This is a genomic window from [Clostridium] ultunense DSM 10521 (assembly GCF_000511955.1).
In the GTDB taxonomy this organism is placed as follows: domain Bacteria; phylum Bacillota; class Clostridia; order Tissierellales; family Tepidimicrobiaceae; genus Schnuerera; species Schnuerera ultunensis.
Map to the genome: position 1 here is coordinate 577,943 of NZ_AZSU01000003.1, position 20,662 is coordinate 598,604.

17 protein-coding genes, 2 pseudogenes, 1 riboswitch and 1 other annotated feature are annotated in these 20,662 nt (G+C 34.2%); of the genes and pseudogenes, 3 read left to right on the forward strand and 16 right to left on the reverse strand.

Features of this window, described 5'->3' with window-relative positions:
* The first annotated feature begins 49 nt into the window (after positions 1–49).
* Positions 50–318 (forward strand) — a binding site (T-box leader).
* A 98-nt stretch (positions 319–416) separates the two neighbouring features.
* Positions 417–1,610, forward strand: coding sequence for a membrane protein (locus CUL_RS0110100; RefSeq protein ID WP_025641505.1), 1,194 nt, complete (start codon positions 417–419; stop codon positions 1,608–1,610).
* Between the two features lie 38 nt (positions 1,611–1,648).
* Positions 1,649–2,839 (forward strand): metal-dependent hydrolase family protein, encoded by a 1,191-nt coding sequence (locus CUL_RS0110105; RefSeq protein WP_005587876.1) that lies wholly within the window; start codon positions 1,649–1,651, stop codon positions 2,837–2,839.
* 44 nt (positions 2,840–2,883) lie between these two features.
* On the opposite strand, the gene mobB is transcribed toward CUL_RS0110105, so the two are convergent.
* From mobB to CUL_RS0110170, 13 genes are all read right to left on the reverse strand, one after another.
* The gene (gene mobB / locus CUL_RS0110110) at positions 2,884–3,528 is read right to left on the reverse strand and encodes a molybdopterin-guanine dinucleotide biosynthesis protein B (protein WP_005587875.1); all 645 of its coding nucleotides are present in this window, start codon (positions 3,526–3,528) and stop codon (positions 2,884–2,886) included.
* 17 nt (positions 3,529–3,545) lie between these two features.
* On the reverse strand, positions 3,546–4,283 hold the full coding sequence (locus CUL_RS0110115; RefSeq protein ID WP_005587874.1) for an energy-coupling factor transporter transmembrane component T family protein: 738 nt from the start codon (positions 4,281–4,283) through the stop codon (positions 3,546–3,548).
* On the reverse strand, positions 4,267–4,941 hold the full coding sequence (locus CUL_RS0110120; RefSeq protein ID WP_005587873.1) for an energy-coupling factor ABC transporter ATP-binding protein: 675 nt from the start codon (positions 4,939–4,941) through the stop codon (positions 4,267–4,269). The genes CUL_RS0110115 and CUL_RS0110120 overlap by 17 nt, the downstream gene beginning before the upstream one ends.
* Entirely contained in the window at positions 4,938–5,621 is a 684-nt protein-coding gene (locus CUL_RS0110125; RefSeq protein ID WP_025641510.1) for an energy-coupling factor ABC transporter ATP-binding protein, read from the reverse strand. The genes CUL_RS0110120 and CUL_RS0110125 overlap by 4 nt, the downstream gene beginning before the upstream one ends.
* The gene (locus tag CUL_RS18040; RefSeq protein WP_025641512.1) at positions 5,618–6,130 is read right to left on the reverse strand and encodes a molybdopterin-dependent oxidoreductase; all 513 of its coding nucleotides are present in this window, start codon (positions 6,128–6,130) and stop codon (positions 5,618–5,620) included. The genes CUL_RS0110125 and CUL_RS18040 overlap by 4 nt, the downstream gene beginning before the upstream one ends.
* Complete coding sequence (locus tag CUL_RS0110135; RefSeq protein WP_005587870.1) at positions 6,123–7,196, reverse strand: alkaline phosphatase family protein; 1,074 nt, start codon at positions 7,194–7,196, stop codon at positions 6,123–6,125. Before CUL_RS0110135 ends, CUL_RS18040 begins: the two co-directional genes overlap by 8 nt.
* Complete coding sequence (locus CUL_RS0110140; RefSeq protein WP_025641514.1) at positions 7,189–7,767, reverse strand: ECF transporter S component; 579 nt, start codon at positions 7,765–7,767, stop codon at positions 7,189–7,191. The genes CUL_RS0110135 and CUL_RS0110140 overlap by 8 nt, the downstream gene beginning before the upstream one ends.
* A 32-nt stretch (positions 7,768–7,799) precedes the next feature.
* Positions 7,800–8,282: a hypothetical protein gene (locus CUL_RS0110145; RefSeq protein ID WP_025641515.1), complete on the reverse strand. Its 483-nt coding sequence runs from the start codon at positions 8,280–8,282 to the stop codon at positions 7,800–7,802.
* 13 nt (positions 8,283–8,295) lie between these two features.
* Positions 8,296–9,471, reverse strand: a complete 1,176-nt coding sequence (locus tag CUL_RS0110150) for a 4Fe-4S binding protein (RefSeq protein ID WP_005587866.1) — start codon at positions 9,469–9,471, stop codon at positions 8,296–8,298.
* Positions 9,468–11,048 (reverse strand): FMN-binding protein, encoded by a 1,581-nt coding sequence (locus CUL_RS0110155; protein WP_025641517.1) that lies wholly within the window; start codon positions 11,046–11,048, stop codon positions 9,468–9,470. Before CUL_RS0110155 ends, CUL_RS0110150 begins: the two co-directional genes overlap by 4 nt.
* 10 nt (positions 11,049–11,058) lie before the next feature.
* Entirely contained in the window at positions 11,059–11,838 is a 780-nt protein-coding gene (locus tag CUL_RS0110160) for a molybdopterin-dependent oxidoreductase (protein WP_005587864.1), read from the reverse strand.
* Positions 11,839–11,884: 46 nt separating this feature from the next.
* Entirely contained in the window at positions 11,885–15,856 is a 3,972-nt protein-coding gene (locus CUL_RS0110165; protein ID WP_005587863.1) for an S-layer homology domain-containing protein, read from the reverse strand.
* A 68-nt stretch (positions 15,857–15,924) separates the two neighbouring features.
* Positions 15,925–17,079, reverse strand: a complete 1,155-nt coding sequence (locus CUL_RS0110170; RefSeq protein ID WP_025641518.1) for an S-layer homology domain-containing protein — start codon at positions 17,077–17,079, stop codon at positions 15,925–15,927.
* Positions 17,080–17,181: 102 nt separating this feature from the next.
* A riboswitch (molybdenum cofactor riboswitch) is annotated at positions 17,182–17,299 on the reverse strand.
* A gap of 187 nt (positions 17,300–17,486) precedes the next feature.
* On the opposite strand from CUL_RS0110170, the gene CUL_RS0110175 reads away from it, so the two are divergent.
* Positions 17,487–17,996, forward strand: a complete 510-nt coding sequence (locus tag CUL_RS0110175; protein ID WP_005587860.1) for a nucleoside-triphosphatase — start codon at positions 17,487–17,489, stop codon at positions 17,994–17,996.
* Positions 17,997–18,048: 52 nt separating this feature from the next.
* Here CUL_RS0110175 and CUL_RS18420 read toward each other — a convergent pair.
* From CUL_RS18420 to CUL_RS0110185, 3 genes and pseudogenes are all read right to left on the reverse strand, one after another.
* A pseudogene (locus tag CUL_RS18420) lies at positions 18,049–18,216 on the reverse strand (Na+/H+ antiporter NhaC family protein); the annotation flags it as partial.
* Between the two features lie 308 nt (positions 18,217–18,524).
* Positions 18,525–19,823, reverse strand: a complete 1,299-nt coding sequence (locus CUL_RS0110180; protein WP_005587859.1) for a YjiH family protein — start codon at positions 19,821–19,823, stop codon at positions 18,525–18,527.
* 95 nt (positions 19,824–19,918) lie between these two features.
* Positions 19,919–20,662 (reverse strand): annotated as a pseudogene (locus CUL_RS0110185) (urocanate hydratase); the annotation flags it as partial.

Below are 20,662 nucleotides of genomic sequence, written 5' to 3' on the forward strand. Positions count from 1 at the left end.
GACAAATATTTTTTTTGATAGTATACTGTTGTTTAAATATTTAAAAAGTATAAAAGTATTGACGGAGACAAAAATACTGAAAAATTAACTACAGAGAGCCGAAGTTGGTGAGATTCGGTGTTAATACAGTATATAATGATCACTCCAGAGCTGCAGAGTTGAAAGATTTTCAAGTAAACGAAGCCGGTAATCTACATAGTAGATGTGCCACCGTTATATGGCTAGGGTTCAAGGTGTTTACCTTCGACCTGAAGAGGCAATTCACGTGAGTGAATTGTAAACTAGAGTGGTACCGCGAGAATATCCCTCGTCTCTAGAACATTAGATTATGTTTTAGAGACGAGGGTTTTTTATTTTATATAAGTCTGGCCAGAACTTATCTAAAAAATCAACTAATTTATAAGGAGGATGTTTGAATGAGTAGTTTAGTAGCCCTGACGGTTGTTTGTTCCATTTTTGCAGTTGGAGATTTTGTATCTGCAAAGACCAAATCAATTCTATCGATGATGTTTGTTTCTTCTGTAATTCTTTTAGTTGGTTTTTGGGTAGGTTTACCTGAAACAATTTTTCAAGATGCAGGATTAACAGGTTTAGGTAGTTTAATGATTGCTTTTCTAATTACACATATGGGAACTCTATTAAGCCTTGAAGATTTAAAAAAGCAATGGAAAACTGTAGTAATTGCAGTAGGGGCTGTAGTTGGTATAGGAGTATTCTTATTCTTTGTAGGAACCCCTATTATTGGAAGGGATTATGCCGTATCAGCAGCACCTCCAATTTCAGGCGGTATTGTAGCTGCCATAATAATGGGAGATGCAGCTAAGGCAAAAGGGTTAGAAATCATTGCTGTCTTTACTACTTTATTAGTAGTTATTCAAGGATTCTTTGGACTACCTGTTGCTTCTTTACTATTGAACAAGGAAGCTAAAAGATTAGTTAATAACTACAGGAATAATCAAATGGAGAAAGAATCTAAAGCTTTAGAAGAAGTAGCAATTGCTTCTGATGAAGAAAAAGAGCCCAAAAAGAAACTAATCCCACCTTTACCAAAAGAATTACAAACCAATTATGTTTTATTAGCTAAAATTGGGTTGGTTGCTATGTTAGGTTTTAAATTAGCCGAACTGACCAATGGAATACTCAATGCAAATGTTTTGTGTCTAATACTTGGTATTATAGGCAGAGAAATAGGTTTTCTTGAAGAAAATATCATGGTTAAAGCAAACTCATTTGGCCTAGCCATAGTGGGGCTTATGGCTGTTGCTTTTGGAAATCTTGCAATGGCTACTCCACAAATGCTTAGATCATTAATATGGCCATTAATAGCCAGTTTAGTTTTAGGGCTAATTGGAATATTTATATTCTCTAGTATCCTTGGAAAATTATTAGGATATTCAAAAGAAATGGCAATTTCAATAGGAGTCTCAGCATTATTCGGATTCCCTGGAACTTATATATTGACAAATGAAGTTGTTAATGCAGTAGGTGAAACAGACGATGAAAAGAAGATAATTTCAGATGAAGTATTGCCTAAGATGTTAGTAGCAGGCTTTGTAACAGTTACTATATCATCGGTAATACTTGCAGGATTTATGGTTAATCTCATATAAAACTTATTGAAACGATAAAATAAGGGAGGAAATCAAAAATGACTAATAAAACTTTATATAAAGGATTTACATTAATTGATGGCAATGGAGAATCTCCAGTGGAAAGGGCTTGGTTTCTTGTAGAAGATAAAAAGGTTTTAAAAATCGGACAAGGTAATGAACACCCTGATTTAGATAATGCCCAGGTGGTGGATTTAAGTGGGAAAACCGTTATGCCTGGTTTAATCAACTGTCATGTTCATATTACCATGGATCCAGTGGCAGATCCCTTCTCCTTAATATCAAAAGAAACAGATGCAGAAACCACCCTTAGAGGGGTAGCCAATCTAAAAAAGCATCTAAAAGCTGGGACCACCTATTTTAGAGATGTAGGTGCTCCCAATGGCATCGATTTGGCTTTAAGAAATGGGGTAAAAGAAGGATTAGTTGAAGGTCCAGAGTTCTTAGTAGCATGCCAGTGCCTAACTATGACCGGCGGCCATGGTTGGCCAATGGGCAGAGAAGCAGATGGACCAGATGAATTAAGGAAGGCTGCTAGAGAGCAATTGAAAAAAGGAGCAGATGTTGTTAAAATAATGGCTACAGGTGGGGTTATGACTCCTGGGGTAGAACCTGGTTCACCTCAACTTTCTAAAGAGGAAATGGAGACGGCTATCTATGAGGCTCATAAAGCTGGTAAAAAAACTGCTACCCATGCTCAAGGTACAGAAGGTATAAAAAATGCAGTGTTAGCCGGGATAGATTCTGTCGAACATGGTATATTCTTAGATGATGAAGTTATTGAACTAATGGTTAAAAGAGGGGTTTATCTAGTTCCAACCTTAGTTGCACCATATTTCATAGTAAAAAATGGGACAGAATCTGGTATACCAGAATTTGCAGTAAAAAAAGCTAAAATGGTCATGGAAAGCCATATGGATAGTTTTAGAAAAGCCCATGAAGCAGGGGTTAAAATTGCTATGGGTACTGATGCTGGCACTCCTTTCAACTTTCATGATAAAGCACCTTATGAATTGAAGCTAATGGTAGAAGGTGGAATGACTCCAATGGAGGCTGTTGTTGCTTCCACAAAAACCGCATCAGAACTTCTAGGCATAGACAAAGATTATGGTACTTTAGAAGAAGACAAGTTTGCTGATTTTATTGTACTAGATGAAAATCCCCTAGACAATTTAGATACTCTATTTAATATAAATAAAGTTTATAAACTAGGTAAATTAGTAAAATAATCTGAAAAAGAACTCTTATGTCTAAATATAAGAGTTCTTTTCCCCTACAATATCCTAACCACTATTTCCTTCCCTTTCTCATATCCTTCTAATTCCTTCACAACCCCTAGTACAGCATTAAACAATATATTTTGAACAAAAGGAACCATATCTATATCCTTTCCATCTATTTGTAGTTTTACTTTTGATTTTACTGATAATTTGTCAAATACTTTTTCTTCTATTAAATCAACTAGCCTTTCCGCATTATCCATGGCGTTGATGACAGGTAGACCTTCAAATTCCTCTAGTGTGTTGGATAACTTACCAGATATGGCAAATACCATATCATCTAATCTTTCTAATATTTCCTTTTCATTGTGAGCAGTTATGATTTTGGGCACATTAGCATCAGTTACCCCTTCTAATATTACAAAATCATGATTGTAAAACTTTAAAATCTCATCCATGCTAAGCCTTTCTTGGAATAATATATCCGTTTCATAATAGCCTCTTGCCGTCACTAACTGTGATCCCGCTTCTTTATGCCTATATGTATTTGATCCTTCTGTATCTATGGCAAATTGTTCAAAATGTATTTCTTTCACTGAACCTACGGAATATTTTCTTTTCCTCAGTTCTTTAATAATATTTTCTATGGTTGTAGTCTTGCCCGATTCTGTAATTCCAACTACGGAAAAAACCTTCATCTTTTTCCCTCCATTTATTAATGAAAATAAAAAACAATATAGCAAATAGTGAAAATAATGCTAATAAATATAATAAGGTAATCCCATTTGGACATTTTTAAAACTAAGTAGCTAGTACGATTATCATAGGCTCTAAAGCCTCTCACCTCCATAGCAATAGAAAGTTTTTCTGCTTTTAATAAAACACCTGCTAATATGGGAGTAAATAAATAGGAATAGACACTAACTCTTTCCCTTATAGGTATATTATTAATCTCAATCCCTCGCAATTGTATAGCAGTTAAAGAATCTTTTATTTCCTCAGTTAACAAGGGTAAAAATCTAATTCCAAGTGCCACCATAAAAGCTATATCATAGGGTAGTCCCCATTGAACAAAACCTTGGACTATCTCCCTTGAATTGGATGTCGTAATAATTGTAGCAGAAAATATTATTATCATCATCCGCATTATAAATTGTAAACCCTTTTCCAACCCAAGGGTACTTAGAACTGTAAAATTTCCTATAGATAGAAAAGCTTCACCCTCTGAAGAAAATATACTCTGTATTATTGCAATAATTGCTAGCATATACAAAAGTCTTTTCGTTTTTTTAAAACTTCTTATAATATCAACCTTAAAAAATTTAGCCACCAATATTGACAATGTTAAAACTATAAGGAGATCGAAAATATCCTTGGCTACTATACCCAAAGTTGAAATACATAAGACTACAATTAACTTTGTCCTAGGGTCTAATTTAAATCCTCTGGTCATAGATGACCTCACCTCTGTAAATCCTTATCACTCGTTGGAATAATTGTTTGATAAAAGAATGATCATGACTTATAATTGTCATACCAATTCCTCTATCTACTAATTCTTTTAGCAGGTCTACCAACAGTCTTTTTCTTTCCCCATCAAGTCCTGTAGTAGGTTCATCTAGTATTAAATACTTGGGCTCATTAATAAGTATTGTAGCAATAGCAAGCCTTTGTTTTTCTCCCTGGCTTAACAATAATGGGGAGGATTTTCTTACATGTTCCAATTGGAATAATCTTAGCAATCCTTCTATCCTATCTTCCAAATAATCTTCATCATATCCCTTTAGTCTAGAAACAAATCCTAATTCTTCTTCTACTCTATTGGCAAAAAATTGTTTTTCTGGGTTTTGGAATAAATAGCCTATTTTTGATCCTATTTGGGCTAAAGTCATCTCAGAAATATCTTTATTTAGGATAAAGGCTTGTCCTTCTGTAGGCTTTAAAATTCCCATCATCAGTTTACCCAAAGTAGTTTTACCACTTCCATTTGGCCCTAATATGGCTGTAATTTCATCCTTTTGGATTTTTAAGTTTAAATTATTGATAATTGGTCTATCCTTTTTATATTCAAAGGATAAATCCCTTAATTCTATGAAGCCCAACCCTTTCACCAGCCTTTGTATTCCCTTAACTTCCCATCTCTAAGTTCCAAAACCCTATCTGCTATATTTAAATTCTCTAAATCATGCTCTACCAATACTATGGTCTTATCTTCTTCTTTTAAACTTAAAATTGTTTCTTTGATCCTCTCTTTTCCTTGATCATCCAACTGGGCTAAAGCTTCATCCAGCAATAATATATCCGATTCCATAGCTAAAATTGCAGCAATAGCCACTAATTGTTTTTGTCCTCCTGATAAATTATTAGGATTTTCGTATCGATAATCCTCCAAATGAACAATATCAAGTACTTTTTTTATTCTTTCTTCGATTACTTTTCTTTCTACCATGAGATTTTCAGGGCCAAAAGCTATTTCATCTTCAACAGTAGGTGAAAAAAGCTGGGTATCTGGGTCTTGGAATACAATTCCTACCCTTTTGGCTATATCGGGTATTTTAAAGTTTTTTACTTCTTCTCCCCACAATTTAACCTCACCTTTAATTTGGCCTTTCCGAATATGTGGTATTATACCACATATTATATTTAACAAAGTGCTTTTCCCACTACCACTTTGGCCAACTAAAGCTAAAATTTCCCCTTTGGATACAGTTAAATCTACTCCCTTCAGTATATAATCAGGGCTCCCTCTATATTTAAAGTATAGATTACGTATTTCAATTGGATTTATCATTTTAGTTCTATCTCCACAACAAATTTGCACCATCTTTGGCTAAACTCATCTTTTCTTGCAATTATTTGGTAAGGCCCACTACCCCCTTCTCCCTTTGCCTTTAAAAATTTTCCGTTAAGCTTATAAGCTAAGTATAGATTATCTTCATCTATCACTTCTTGAATACCAAAAGCTACGGTATAACCATCTATACCTCTTATTATTACCTGTCTTTTATCCTCAATGGTTATTCCAGCTTTTTCAATTATCTTTATTAAAAGTACCCCTGTATAATTCTGTTCTTCTGGATCCGTATCACTAGTATCTAAAGTAGCAGTAAATTCTTTTCCACCTATTTGGGATATATCTTCAAATTTAAGTTTCGTTTCTATTCCATCATCTTTTATAATAATTTCTCTATTTGCTTCAGCCCCTTGTACATCTTTAACCATTTTCCTGTTCATAAAAGCAAAAACCCCCATAATAATTATTAGAAAAACTAAAATAATTCCTATAGTCCTATTAGTCAAAATGATTCCCCCCATCTAAAATCAAATAAGGAACCACCATATCCTCGTATCTAAATTCTCCGTGATCTCCCCCATCCTCCGTAGAGTGCATACCATGATCAGCAGTTATTATTACCTTTCCACTCCAGTTAGAAACTAATTCCTCCACATATCCATCTACTCTTTTAATAAATTCCATAGTCTCTAAAGATAAGTCTCCATGACTATGTCCTGAATCATCTATACCATGAAAATGTGTAAAAACCAAATTGTGTTCTTCATTTATTGCCTTAAGGGTAGATTCAAATACTTCATCATCGGTAAATCCATCTCCATTATTATCTAAATTCAATACTGGTTCAATTTCCGTCTTTAATATTCCTATATCCCCTTCAATATATATGGCTTTTTTACCTAAATCTTCAGCCAGTTTGAATATTGAGTCTACCTGTAATTCCCTTTGCTTTCGTGAATGAACTCCATTTTCTATAGGGAATTTACCAGTGAGCATTGCTGCTAATCCTGCATTTGTTACCGGTTTATATACGGACAAGGCCTTAGCAGCTTCCGGTTGTTTTCCTAAAAATGGTAGATAACCCTTTTCTATGGCATATTTATACTGATGGTAACCAAATCCATCTAGCAAAATAAATAATATATCTTCCTTTTGTAAATAATTGGACATATCATAATAAGAATCGGTTATACTAGCATCAGGAGGGTTTATTACCACTCCTTTTACGTTTTTCATTCTAGCATTTCCTTCCTTATTGAGATAATCTATGGAATTAGCATTTGCTTCAAAATATCCACCTTCTTCTAAATATTCCACTTCACCTAATCTTCCCATAGCTAAGGCTTTTTCTATCTTTTCATCAATTATATCTTCCAATTTGAATTTCTCTCTTTTAGTTGATACTGGCATAGTTTTTATATTTTTTTCACTATCGATTATATTCATTCCCATATCCTTTCCATCATTAGGATGGATATTGCCCATTTCTTTAGAGGTCTTTTTCGTACATGCTGCCATGGGAAACAATATTAGGATAAGTAGGATTGATAAAGTAATATGTCTTTTACTCATTGTATTCTCTCCTATTTATTAAATCATCTAGTGCTTCATTCTTCCTTAAACCTTTTACTATTGTATAAGCTATTAAGCCACCTATACCTCCCGACAAACTAGCTGCTGTTAAGGTCAATACTAAGGGTACCAAGGGCAATCTAAAGAAAACCATATTGACCAAAAAAGTCCCACTTATATTGGCCAATATACCAGATACAAAATAATGGCCTTTTTGAAAACCCTTAGGTTTTGCTATTAATATATATAGATCTACTACTAATCCAGGAATTATATATGTAAAAAAGCTTATGATCCCATGGGTACCATAGATCCCAAGACTCACTACCATAATTGCTTGAACTACGGATATTAAAGTAGCCACTCCTAGTCTACCTATTAAACCAACCCCTAATACTATCCACATCATATACAAACCACCAGCAATAGCCCCACCGGGAATATAGAGGGGGCCAGTTATTATATGGACTAAAGGTACAATGACTGGTTTAGTTGCTATTCCCAAAGTTGCCATAAGGGAAATAACGATTATTTCAAATATGGAAAATTTCCTAACCAAATTTTTCAGCATAATATTGCCTCCAATAAATAGTCTAATGATTATTATTCTAGTACAATCTCATCTATATGCTTTATCCACCTTTGACTGAAGGGATCCTGTCTAATGACTAATTGAAAAGGCCCATTGCCACCTTGTTTCTTAGATTTTAATGGTTTGCCATCCCTTTCAAAGGTTAAATATACATTATTTGGTTCATTTATCTCTTCTGCACTCAATATTATTCTATATCCATCTGTAGCATTAAAAGTTAATCTTTCCACATTGGATATGTCTACATTTAGTGAATTGAATAACTTGGACATTTCAACACCTTTATATTCAGTTAAAACGGGTTTCTTTCCACTGCTCCTTACTACAGCTGGAAAGGTTATAGAGTCGGTATGGTTATATATGAAATCCTTCTCAACGATCAATTGATCTTCCCCCTGTATAATATTTATAGATATATCCTCTTTGCTAGAATAGCTGAATATAAGTATAAATCCAATTACAACTATTATTGGTATAATCTTTTTTATATCCATAGTATCCCCCTTGTTATTTTTCTAAGGCTTGGCTAATTCCACTTTTAATGGCATTTAGAAATCCTCTACTGGTAGCTGTAGCACCGCTAATGGTATCTATGTTTAAACTTTGTCTATGGACTACCTCTCTTGAAATAGTCCTAAATACTTCTTCATAATATCCGGCAGTTTCCCTATGATTGATTGGATTAATCTCAAAGATCCTATTATCTTCTACCTTTATTTCCACCTGCATAGGCCCTCCAAAACCAACACCGGTACCAACAAAAACCCCATCCTTCAAGTTTCCAATTTGAACAGTAGATTGAGGCCCTACCTTTGAGTCCAATATAGGGAGAAGGATAAAAATTCCAATAAATAGAATTAAGCTGATAGTTATGTACTGTTTTTTCTCAACTGTTAATCCCATACATTTTAATGAATAGCCTTTTGTATCCTTTATACAAGTACTTTCAACACATTCCATACACCTAATACATTCAGGAGAGATCTCTCCTTCATATGGCTTTTCTATATCTACTGGACAGTTGTTCAAACAATAGGTACATCTATTACATTTTTCATTGCTATTTATCTTCGATAGTCCAATAGCTGATAAAAGGCTTTGGAAAGCTCCAAGAGGACATAAAATTCTACAAAATATCCTCTTGTAAAATATTGAAGATACTGCTATAAATAGCAATACTATAGACCCTATTTGAAGATTTATCCCCATAAAAAAATTTAAATAAGCTAACCAAGGGGAATAAGGAGTGATTAGATTACCTAAGCCTAGAATACTCAATACTAGCACAGTTATTAGTACAAAGTATTTGATTATTTCCAGTTTAAACCTTTCTCCCCTTGGTAGCTTTCTCTCTTTAATCCCTAACTTTATCCCTAAATATTTGAAAAAATCCTGGAATGCTCCAATTGGACATATAAAACCACAAAAAAACCTTCCCATCAATAGAGCAGTAACCATTATTCCAATGGTAAGGGCTATTGATTTAGATATACCTGTCCACCTATATGATACATCGGTAAATGCAGATTTTAATGCACTCCAGCCTCCATAGGGATTTATATCTCCAATGGATAATGCCTTCCAGTTGATGAAACCATTGATATATAGGTAATATATTATACAGTTTGTTATTACTATTCCAGAGATAGCTATTTGAATAAGGCTCCGTTTCTTCAATTTCATTTCTTCTCAATCCTCAATAAATCCTTCATTATCTCGTCTTTATCATGGTATAAATTTACCTGTTCACCATCTTCTACTATGTGGTAATTCAACATTTCTTCTATGGATATTTCCCTATTAGAGTCATCCCTGCTTACTGCAACGAAGTGATTATTATCCTTCCATCTCATACCTGCTGTTAGCAATACATCCTCTAATAGCAAAGCTTCATTACCATTTATATTTTTTGTTCTAACTACTCCAGCCATCTTTTCAGGAAATATTACTGCATCCTTAGTTGTAGAAAAATGGGTCATCTCCTTAACATTCATACCTAGCTTGAAATTTGGTGCTATATTCATAGGTGCATTTTCTCCCTCTACTTTAATAAAATACCTCTGTCTCACTAAGGAAATAGTTTCATTTTTTATTAATCCATCCGAAGCAGCCATGGTGAAAAATCCCTTTTCATCTACTACATCAAATTCTCTTAAAATTTGTCCTACCTCTATGGATTTGTCCTTACTACCATAATACTCATAATAATAAGGCTCTATATCTTCTACCAATGGTTCAAAAATATGAACCTTATCAATATCCTTAGGGGATATCTCACTATATAAATCAATATTTGAAACCATTTTTACCCAGTAGGGGCCAAGCTCATTTGGTATAGCTATCCTTACAGGCTTTTCTTCTTCTTTTAGATCTTTTCCGTTTACCTGCCATACTAGAATCACATCATTTGCTTCTAATTTTTCCTTATCAACCATTGTATAATAGCCATCCCTACCTGTTATTCCTATTCCCTCGTAATCACTTAAATCCTTGCCCTCTGCTTCTAGAACATGTCTAAGGGTTGGCCCTTTTACCTTCATATCCGTTTCCGTTCCCGTAGTATTAATCAATACTACATCCATTTCCACCTGTTCATATTCCTTTATTTTCTCAATATCTATCCGAGTAGATTCTTCCCCACAATTTATGGCAAAACTGTTAGTATCCTTCTGCCACATTTCCTGGGGTACCACATCGGCTACCTTCTCCATTTCTATATTATTGGTTTTGTACTGATAAGCTCCTATTGCTGTATTTACTGCATTTACTACTGCTTGGGAACTTATAGTTGCTCCAGTTACTTGGACTATATCTTCAGGATTTTCCTTATCTAATACTACAAGATTTAGGTATTTGTCGATTACTATATTTTTAAACCTTTCTAGAAACCAGTCCTCTTCAATATGCTCTGCATAATCTAAGGACTCTTCATGATTTAATATTTCTATTCCTATTAATTCATCCTTTTCATCATCAATAGCTACCAATACATCAATAGGACCATTATACCCTACACAGCTAACCACATATGCTTTCATTTGCCCATCTACCTCATAGGCCCTCTTTACGCCAGGGAAGTTTAAGGATATAAACATATCGTCAGAAATATCCTTTACAAGCCTAATCTCCTCTGCTTCAGGATAAAAAGCCTTTACCTTAAGTTCCTCTTGGGATGTTGGATTGTTGAAGTAAAATAGGGCAAATACTACAATCACTATAGCAATTGTAAATATTAAATAAAATTTCTTGTTTTTTAACATAGGCTCTCCCTTACTCTACTATTATTTTGTCAATATTTGAAACCCATTGAGGTTTATTTACATCTCCAGCTTCCTTCTGTCCAACTACCAGCTTAAAGGGAGGTCCTTCCTCAGAGTCATATTCTTCCCCGTTTTCTTCCCAAGCTATAATTATAGGTAGTTTAATATCAGGATTTGTTTCATCTATATAATCCTGTCTTTTAACTTGTTCTATTGTAAACTCCATTTTATAGCCATCTATAGCCACAATAGAAACTTTTGTTGCAGCTGAAGATACTTTAGCTTTTTGTTCTAGCAAAGCCCATAGGTTTACGCCTTTAAATTTTGTGTGGTTAGTGGTTCCGAAATTATTGATGGAGTAATATTCCCCTGAGAAGATAATGTTTTCCATAGCCTTTAATTCATTTAAACTTAAGCTTAATTTGTTTCCTACATTACCTTCTATCTTTAATGTATTAGCAGTTTCTTCAGTCTTTTCCTTTTCACTAGATTTTGCAGTTTCTTTCTTAGCACTAGAAGTATTAGACTTCTGTGGGGCTTCTTCTACTGTATCATCTTTCTCCTCTACTTCTTCTTCATGTTCTCCTTTTTCTTCCTCTGTTTCCTCTTCCATATGGGATTCTTCTTCTATAATCTCTTGTTCATCGGTCTCTTCATTTATGGTTTCCTGTTCGCTTTCTATATTAACTATATCCTCTTTTTCCTCTTTTTTTGATCCACACCCCGATAAACTTATTGATATAACTAAAAGAATGATTATGAATAGATTAATGTTTTTAAACTTTTTCATAGAATCCTCCTAAAGGGGCAATAGGAACAAGTCCTATTGCCATCTATTAATATTTTAAAAATCTCAATAGAATTACCGCAGCTTCCGCCCTTGTTGCATTTAAGGATCCACCAAAAGTATTGTTAGGGAATCCAGTGATAATTCCTGTTTTAATCATTGTAGCAGCTGATTCTCTAGCCCAATTTGCTACTTTATCATCGTAATCAGATAGTATATCTTCAACTTCCTCAGCTGTTAACTTTTCATCTGTAATACTTCCTAGGATAGCACATATTTCCTCTCTATTAATAGGAGAGTTGGGCTTAAAGTTGCCATCATCATATCCTTCGATTAAACCTTTTTCTGCAGCTAGTATTACATCTTTTGCAAACCAATCCGTTGGTTTTACGTCAGCAAAGGGTGTTTTTTTAGCACCTGATGTTTCAGGGTTTAATATTCTCACTAGAATAGACACGAACTCGGCCCTTGTAATATTGTCATCTGGTCTATATTTTCCATTGCTTCCATTTATATAGCCCATGGTAGCCATTTCTCTAATTTCCTTTTTAGCCCAATGGGATTTTACGTCTTTAAAGTTTTTCCCATGGGTGCCAACTGCTGCTCCACCATTGGTTCCAACAAGTAGATTGTCTTCATTTAAATCTATGAAATATACGTTATTCCACTGTTTAGTTGGAAATTGGTTAGAAGCATTAATGATTTCAGTTACCTTACCAATTCCTTCAGTTTTAACTACACCACTGGCTGTAGTTGCAATATAAAGAGTTCCTTCATTTTCTTTGTCTGCTATAACTAGTCTTATATCATCTTCTTCCGTCATAGAAGGGTACAATTCTTTTGCTGAGTATACTGTCCTTTTACCATTTAATATATAATCTACTTCTCCCTTACCAAAGCCTGGGGCATTACCTGATCTTACAATCCATACTCCGCCTTTCTTATCCATAGAAATACTTCTTATCCAATTGAGATTGAAATTGGTATTGTCAAAGTCTTCATAGGTAGTAATATTTCCATCTGCAGCTATGTGCTGGTAACCACCAGTATAAATCGGATTCTCTTCACTTCCTTTAGTAGCAGGGTAATAACCTATCCACGCTCCACCTGCTCCATCAGGTTCTATGGCATCAACAGAATAAGGCAACAGTCCTTCTTTTTCAGTATATACTGTCCAGTTATCAGACTTGTCCACATATACAACACCTTTTTGTGTGCCTATCCATAGTCCGCCCTTACCATCTAATTCTAATTCCTGAACAAAATTTGCTGGAAGTAATGAATTGTCTTCGTTTAAGAGCTTCCAGGTATTATCGGTTTTCACCAATATTCCTTGAGGAGTTAAAGGACCACCAAGGGTTATCCATAGTTCTCCATTTTCCCTTTGGGCTATAGCATAGCAGGTATCTACCTTAACAGTACCTGCATTTTCAGTTTTTATTTCCTTGATAATAGTCCATTTCCCTGCTGAAGTCCTGACAGAAAGTCCTCCATTATTGGTGCCGATCCACAGATTACCATTACTATCATATTCCATACTTCTAACACTTGCCTCAGGCAACTCCTTGCCAGTATCGTTTCTAAAGTTTAGCCATACCTTGTCATCCATTCCCATGTCTTCTTTAGGACCAGGTAATTCTGGTAGATCTAACTCTTTAACATCCTCCATCTTAGGCTCTTCATAATCTCCAGATCCTACTACAATACAATCTACCCATTTTGTCCACATAGACTTGTTTTCTTCAATTACAAGCCTTAATGGTCCATAAGCGTTATTAAATGCATATCCTGCATCACTTTCATTGGGAACAAGGGGATAACCATCCACTGCGTATGCTAAGATAATCTTCTTCAATTCTCCCTTGGAATTCAATACACCTTCCATAACCTGTTGGCTACTTCTTAAAACCTGATTGTAATTCTGTCCACTGAAAACTCTAATACTTGGAATTTCTACATCATCTTTTAAGCCAACTACCTTGGATATAATATCCCATAGTACTACTCCTTCAAACTCGTGAATACCATCTCCAGTGTATACATCCCTTACTGCATAAGGTAGCATAGACTCTATCTGTCTTAATGTAAATGTCATTGGTTCTTTTACTTGTGAACCTGTTACTCGGAGCACAGGCATATCTAGATATTCATTATAGATTTCTTGATTGTGATTCCAACTAGAGCTTTTATCAACTTCTTTTTGAGTTTTTTCTCCTTGTCCAGTTCTATCTTCATCCCCTGTTGATATGGGGGTACCCTCACCAATGATTATTTCTTTTAAAAATTGTACTTGATTTGAGCCATTCGTGTCATTGTAGTTTCTTTTTCCAAATATAAGCCTTAGAGGTCCTCCTGAATTACCTAGTCCAGGATTAAAGCCATCATCTGTTGGTCTTGTAACATAGGGATATCCATTAAAACCATAGGCCACTAGTACAGGCATTCCTGTATGAAGGGGCTTTTCCTTCGAACCATCATAAGTACCATCCCCTATGTCTTCTGAATTCTTTTCATAATATCCATATAGAGAGCTATCCTTTATCTCTCTAATAGTCATAGGAGCAAAATTATAGTTGTCTGCAGCTATAAACTGGATACTAGTATCTTCATCTATATTTGGATCCATCCCTGCTTTAATCAGTAGATCCCATAAAGGAACTCCCTTATATTGATTGTAATACCAGAAATACTCACTATTAGAGAGACTATACTCATCTTGGTATTTTATATCTTCCATTGCTTCTATATCCGATACCTTGTATCTGACTTCCTTACCTATCTTATCTCCATGGATAATTATTTCATAATCCGTGTATTTAGGATCATCATAGGGAGGATAGGTGTGTTCATAAATATTTTTGGCATCCTTTTCCTCAATATAGATATAGGCCACATTGGAAAATTCTTTGGCTTTAGCTTTATCCTGTTTATAAACTAATTTAAAACAGCCATTGTCGTTGTGCTTTTTAGTCTTATATCCTACATCTGAATCAAGATATACGAGAGGAACTTCGTTGATACCATAAGCGATTAAGTAATCCTTTGCTTCTGCAATTGGAACGGTGGATATGGTTTTCCTCGATTTATCTTTAAAAGTTACATTTCCTGCTTTAGGAGTAACCTTTACATAATTATCTATGAGATACCCTGCATTGATTCCTTCATAGGTGTTTTGAATAATACTTCCATCTATCTTTTCATAATACTTTCCTTGCTCCTGTCCATCAATATCCTCTTCTATTTGTCTTAAGGATATTGCCCTATATCCTTCAACGCCAGGACCTTCTATTGTAAAGGTTGCACCTGTTATAGCATCTATATTATATGGAGCTCCATCATTGCTAATATGTTTGTATGTAGAGTCTAATCCTATACCTTTACCATTACCCTTTGATGGTCTATCCTCGCCAATAGTTATCTTTACTACATTTTTCCCCCACTGGGATAGATTCATATCATCTATATTGGTTTGACCGAATACTACCTTTGGAAAACCTTTGTCCAAATCCTTGTCGGTTAAAGCCCTATCCTTCCATTTTATAGGTGGTGAAAAATTATCCTGAGAATAATCAGCCAATACTGCAGTATATTTAGCAACCATTGGTTCTATCTTTGTTTTGCTTTTTTCTGTAAAATCTTTGTAATAATATGCATTTTTTAATTCACTTACGGATTTTGTAAATTCAAATCCATCTGAACAAGTAAATTTAATTTCATAGTCCTGATCAGTCTTTAGATTATCCTTGCCAATTAGTTCAAATAGATCATAACCTTTCACCTTAATAATTTTATGAAAATTGAAGCTATTGTTTGTAGAATAAGTTCTTTCTACCATCTTATACTTTGACCAATCAGCTTCCCTAATGCGTACCTCTTCATTGACACCTGTTCCTGTAATCAAAAGATCTAGGTCTGCTGCTTCAGCAATGTCAGCAAAAAAGGTTAGCTGAGAAAATATCATTCCAATTGCCAACAAAAAAGATAGCAATTTAATTTTTTTACTATTCCTATAACCTTTCATAAAAAAACCTCCTTAGAATTACGCAAAAGAGCAAAAGCTATCACTATTGCTCATCTTGCTTGTAACAATCATAAAGTTTGTTTTCGAAATAGGGTATTGTAAACTATAAGGGCTGCTTCTGCTCTATTTACCACCTTTGTTGGTTCGAATTTTTCTACTGCTACATTAGAAAATACATCTTGATCTTCAAGCCAAGCTACTTGATGAGCTGCCCACTCTGGTACCAAATCCTTATCCTTATAATTGGATTTTTCCATTATAAACTTATCCATCCTTGCTTGTTCTACTACTTCAGCCAATACAGCTCCTCTTCCAACTACAGCTGCCATTTCTTGTCTTACTATAGGCTTATTTGGCTTAAAGATTCCATTGTCATACCCTTCAAATAGTCCTGATTCAACGGCTGTTTGTACATATGGAGCAAACCAGTCTCCAGCCTTTACATCGGTAAATCCACCAGTATATTCCACCTGCTTATATCCTAAAGCTTCAACCATGATTTTACAGAATTGAGCTCTAGTAAATTCTCTTTCTGGAGCATATAATCCATTGCCTACTCCATCAATTATACCTTTTTTAGCTAGCTCTTCTATTGCTTTTGCTGCATATGCATATTTCTCTGTTATATCGGTAAAAACTATTTCCTTTTCTTCTGCTTTAGGCTCTTCTTCTACAGGCTTAGCTTTCTCTGTTGATTCAACTGCCTCTCCCACAGTTATTTTAACTACCATCTTAAATACTGTACTAAATTCACCTGGTTCTTTTTGTTTTCTATAAACAACTATCTCTTCATTATCTGGGTTGTCATCATTGTCAATTAATTCACCATTGATTTCATAAGCCAAAACATATTTTAAATCTTCATTGAAAACATCCTCTAATGTCTGTGGGTCTATTTCATAGCCATCAGATGCTTCAAATATTACCTCTGCATTTTCAGCAGTTACACCTGCCTTTTCCTTTAATAAATAAGCTAGGCTAACTCCTTTAACCATAGCTGATTTTTCTCTAGTTTTACTATTATATATGTATTCCTCATTAATTTGGGCTTCCTCTGGCATAGATTTTAAATTGTCGAGGGTTAACTTAATTTCTTTTTCAACCCCAGAACCTACTATTTCAACCGCAAAACTTTCAACACCCTCTGCTAATACAACTGTTTGAGATAATACCAATACCACTAACAATACAAATGTTACTAATTTTGTCTTTTTAATAAACATAATTACCTCCACCTTTCTTATTTATTTAAATTTAGCTTTGCCAAATTTAAAGCATATTGAATAGATGGAAAAGTCAAAAAACAGCATTCCAATGGAAATGCTGTTATTAATAAACTTCTCCTTTCCATCGGGAGGCTTGACCGTTTCCAATCAAACCCTATCGGCAAGTCAACCATAAATAGAAATTCATAGGTTAAAATGCTCGGAGATTTCTTAATATTTAATCCTTTTGTTAATTAATACTTTAACATATTTTTAATTCCATGTAAAGTAAGAAAGCGGTCTTTAATGCCTTAAAATACAAAATCTTCCTATCCCTAGAAAGATGATTAATAAATGATTTAATATAGTCATTAAATATGCTAAAATATTATCCATAGAGACTAGATCAGACGCGAGGTGTTTTAATGAAGAATCTATTTTTAACTGGAAGAATTGGAATAGGAAAATCTACAGTTTTGAAAAAAGCGTTAAAAGAACTAAATCTACCTTTAGGAGGATATATTACAGAAAGAATATATGATGGATATTATAGAAAGTATATTGTTAAATCATTATATAATCCAGGAGAAGAGTATACAATTGTACGTGTTGACTCAAGGGATGACTCAAAAAAAGGATTTAAGGAATCTTTTGAAAAGGGCGTTGTTTCTATATTGGATAAAAGTCTTAAAAATAGGGATCTAATAGTCCTTGACGAATTAGGGTGTGCAGAAAATGATATAGATGTATTTACTTCCAAAATATTCGAGCTATTAGATAGCAATAAAATAGTCTTTGGAGTTTTAAAGGATGATGATTGTAAATTTTTAAATGATATTAGAAATAGAGATGATGTTATAATAGTTATGATCACAGAGGAAAATAGGCATTATATATTAGAAGAAATCATTGATATACTTAGAGGTTTTGTATAAATAAATAAGTTCCTTTTTCGGCGCCAGGCACCAAAAAAGGAACTTATTGTTTTTATAACACCAATGCTGCTATTGTTCCAAATATTAGTAATGGTATATTATAATGGATAAATGTAGGTATAACTGTATCACGAATATGGTCATGTTGTCCGTCTACATTTAATCCTGCTGTTGGTCCTAAAGTACTATCGGAGGCAGGGGAACCTGCATCTCCAAGGGCTTATCCTAAGGGGACTCAAAAAAGTAAAGACTAAAGCAATGCTTACTTGCTACTTGCATGAATTTAAGGAAAATGGGCAATTGGATGTGTGAATGTGGAAATCTAGAAAAACGGACCTAGCCCATCCAATTCACATTCTAGTTTGTGGGATTTTATAATTATTTTGTATAGTTTTGTAATTGTTTTTTCTAAAAATCGAAAAACACGATTTTCATAATAGTGAAAACCGTGTTTTATTTACAAACTACATCTTCTAATAAAAGATGTTTAATTAAATCCAATGCCTAATTATATATTCAGTTTGCTGATTATAAAATTAAATGTAGTATTGGCGCTGCTATAAGTATAGATAGTATTACTCTTTCTACCCATATTATAATATAGTCTTTCATTGTAAGGGGTATTTCCGTAGCCATCATACATGGAATTGAGGCAGAGAAAAATAAAATTTCTGATACACTTACTATAGCAATAAGGAACCTAGTCATCATAGGCGCTTCTGTTACCAGCAATGCTGGCAGGAACATTTCAGCTATACTTAGAGCATTTGCTTTTGCTGCCAATAGGGGTTCCGGAATACGTGTTAACAGGGTAAATGGATAGAAGATATAACCCACTATATCAAATAATGGTGTATATTCCGCTAATACTATTCCTATTACTCCCACAGACATAAGCAATGGTCCTATTGATAAAGCCAATCGTATACCAGATTTGAAATTTTCTATAACACTTTCTGCTACTGTAGGTGCTTCATCAAAAGCCTTCATTCCTTCTTCTAAAGCCATTTTAGCCCTATTTCCTTCAGCCAATTTTTCTGGATACCCTTCTTGATTATTATAATATATTTCTGGTTTTTTACTTAACGGATAAATTCGAGCTGTTATTGCTGTTACCACGAAAGTAATAATTAAAGTTAACCAAAAATATAATAGCCAATGGTCCATTAGACCTAAGGTTTTAGCCACAATAATCATAAAAGTAGCTGATACCGTTGAAAACCCTGTTGCAATTATTGCAGCTTCTTTCCCAGTATATTTTCCCTCTTGATATACTCTATCTGTAATAAGTAAGGCTAGAGAATAACTGCCTACAAAAGATGCTACTGCATCTATTGCAGACCTACCTGGAGTTTTCCAAATGGGTTTCATTATAGGTTGCATTAGAACCCCAATAAATTCCATCAAACCGTAGTTAACTAAGAATGCGAGAAATATTGAACCTATTGGCACTATTGTAGTAACGGATATTACTATTTTCTGATGAATAAATGGAATTACATCATCTCTCATTAAAAATCCTGGCCCTCTATTAAAAATTGCCATAAAGACAAACACAATACCTAACAATTTTATAAAGGAAAAAATAGTTGTAGTCTTATCCTTATTCCAAGTTTTATCTATAAATGGAAGTATTCCACCAATGGTAACTATTAATCCCGAATATATTGGTCCATAATAAGGGATAGTTTGAATATAACTAACAATATGGTCTAATGGAATAGAGCTTTTTCCATTTACAGTGATAGGTACAAAGAACATAAAAACTCCAATTGCTGCATAGAGGATAAATTTAAATACTTTAATACCATCATACTTTTTTGCCATACTATCACCCCTTTCAAGACTTTATTTATTAATCATTTTGTAAAATAACATGCTCTTTTATTAATGAATTTTTTATTAAATTATTTGGTCTCCTTTTATCCGTTTTTTAACTTTATTAATTCATATTTCTCATCTACCAACTTTTTAATTAAATCCTCATCAGGTAGATATGGAATTGTAATATGGTCTGTATCCTTAAATTGGTTATTGTATTCAATAACAGTTTTAATGGAATTTTCATTTCTTGCCCATGATCTTCTTGCTACTCCAACCATTGCATCCCAAGGCATTGCTGTCTTTAGTATATTATCTACCCTTTCACTTCCATCTAATACCATACCAAATCCACCGTTTATTGCTTTGCCTATTCCTACTCCACCACCATTATGGAGGGCTACTAAGCTCATTCCCCTTGCTGCATTGCCTGCAAAACAATGGGTGGCCATATCTGCCATTATATTACTACCGTCTTTTATATTGGCTGTTTCCCTAAAGGGCGAGTCGGTTCCTCCTGTATCGTGATGGTCTCTTCCTAGCATTACTGGACCTATTTCTCCATTCCTCACCATTTCATTAAATTTAAGGGCTATTTTTAACCTTCCTAAAGCATCTTGATATAGAATCCTTGCTTGGGTTCCTACTACTAATTTATTTTCTTCTGCATCTCTTATCCATACCCAATTATCCCTGTCTTGGAATCTTCGATCTGGGTCTATACAGTCCATTGCTGCTCTATCCGTCTTTATTAAATCTTCTTGTTTGCCACTTAAACATACCCATCTAAAAGGACCGTATCCATAATCGAACAGCATTGGGCCCATTATATCTTCTACATAGGA

Coding starts and splice junctions, on each gene's coding strand:
- CUL_RS0110100 (WP_025641505.1), top strand. CDS start 417: ATGAGTAGTTTAGTAGCCCTGACGGTTGTTTGTTCCATTTTTGCAGTT.
- CUL_RS0110105 (WP_005587876.1), top strand. CDS start 1,649: ATGACTAATAAAACTTTATATAAAGGATTTACATTAATTGATGGCAAT.
- mobB (WP_005587875.1), bottom strand. CDS start 3,528: ATGAAGGTTTTTTCCGTAGTTGGAATTACAGAATCGGGCAAGACTACA.
- CUL_RS0110115 (WP_005587874.1), bottom strand. CDS start 4,283: ATGACCAGAGGATTTAAATTAGACCCTAGGACAAAGTTAATTGTAGTC.
- CUL_RS0110125 (WP_025641510.1), bottom strand. CDS start 5,621: ATGATAAATCCAATTGAAATACGTAATCTATACTTTAAATATAGAGGG.
- CUL_RS0110135 (WP_005587870.1), bottom strand. CDS start 7,196: ATGAGTAAAAGACATATTACTTTATCAATCCTACTTATCCTAATATTG.
- CUL_RS0110140 (WP_025641514.1), bottom strand. CDS start 7,767: ATGCTGAAAAATTTGGTTAGGAAATTTTCCATATTTGAAATAATCGTT.
- CUL_RS0110145 (WP_025641515.1), bottom strand. CDS start 8,282: ATGGATATAAAAAAGATTATACCAATAATAGTTGTAATTGGATTTATA.
- CUL_RS0110150 (WP_005587866.1), bottom strand. CDS start 9,471: ATGAAATTGAAGAAACGGAGCCTTATTCAAATAGCTATCTCTGGAATA.
- CUL_RS0110155 (WP_025641517.1), bottom strand. CDS start 11,048: ATGTTAAAAAACAAGAAATTTTATTTAATATTTACAATTGCTATAGTG.
- CUL_RS0110160 (WP_005587864.1), bottom strand. CDS start 11,838: ATGAAAAAGTTTAAAAACATTAATCTATTCATAATCATTCTTTTAGTT.
- CUL_RS0110165 (WP_005587863.1), bottom strand. CDS start 15,856: ATGAAAGGTTATAGGAATAGTAAAAAAATTAAATTGCTATCTTTTTTG.
- CUL_RS0110170 (WP_025641518.1), bottom strand. CDS start 17,079: ATGTTTATTAAAAAGACAAAATTAGTAACATTTGTATTGTTAGTGGTA.
- CUL_RS0110175 (WP_005587860.1), top strand. CDS start 17,487: ATGAAGAATCTATTTTTAACTGGAAGAATTGGAATAGGAAAATCTACA.
- CUL_RS0110180 (WP_005587859.1), bottom strand. CDS start 19,823: ATGGCAAAAAAGTATGATGGTATTAAAGTATTTAAATTTATCCTCTAT.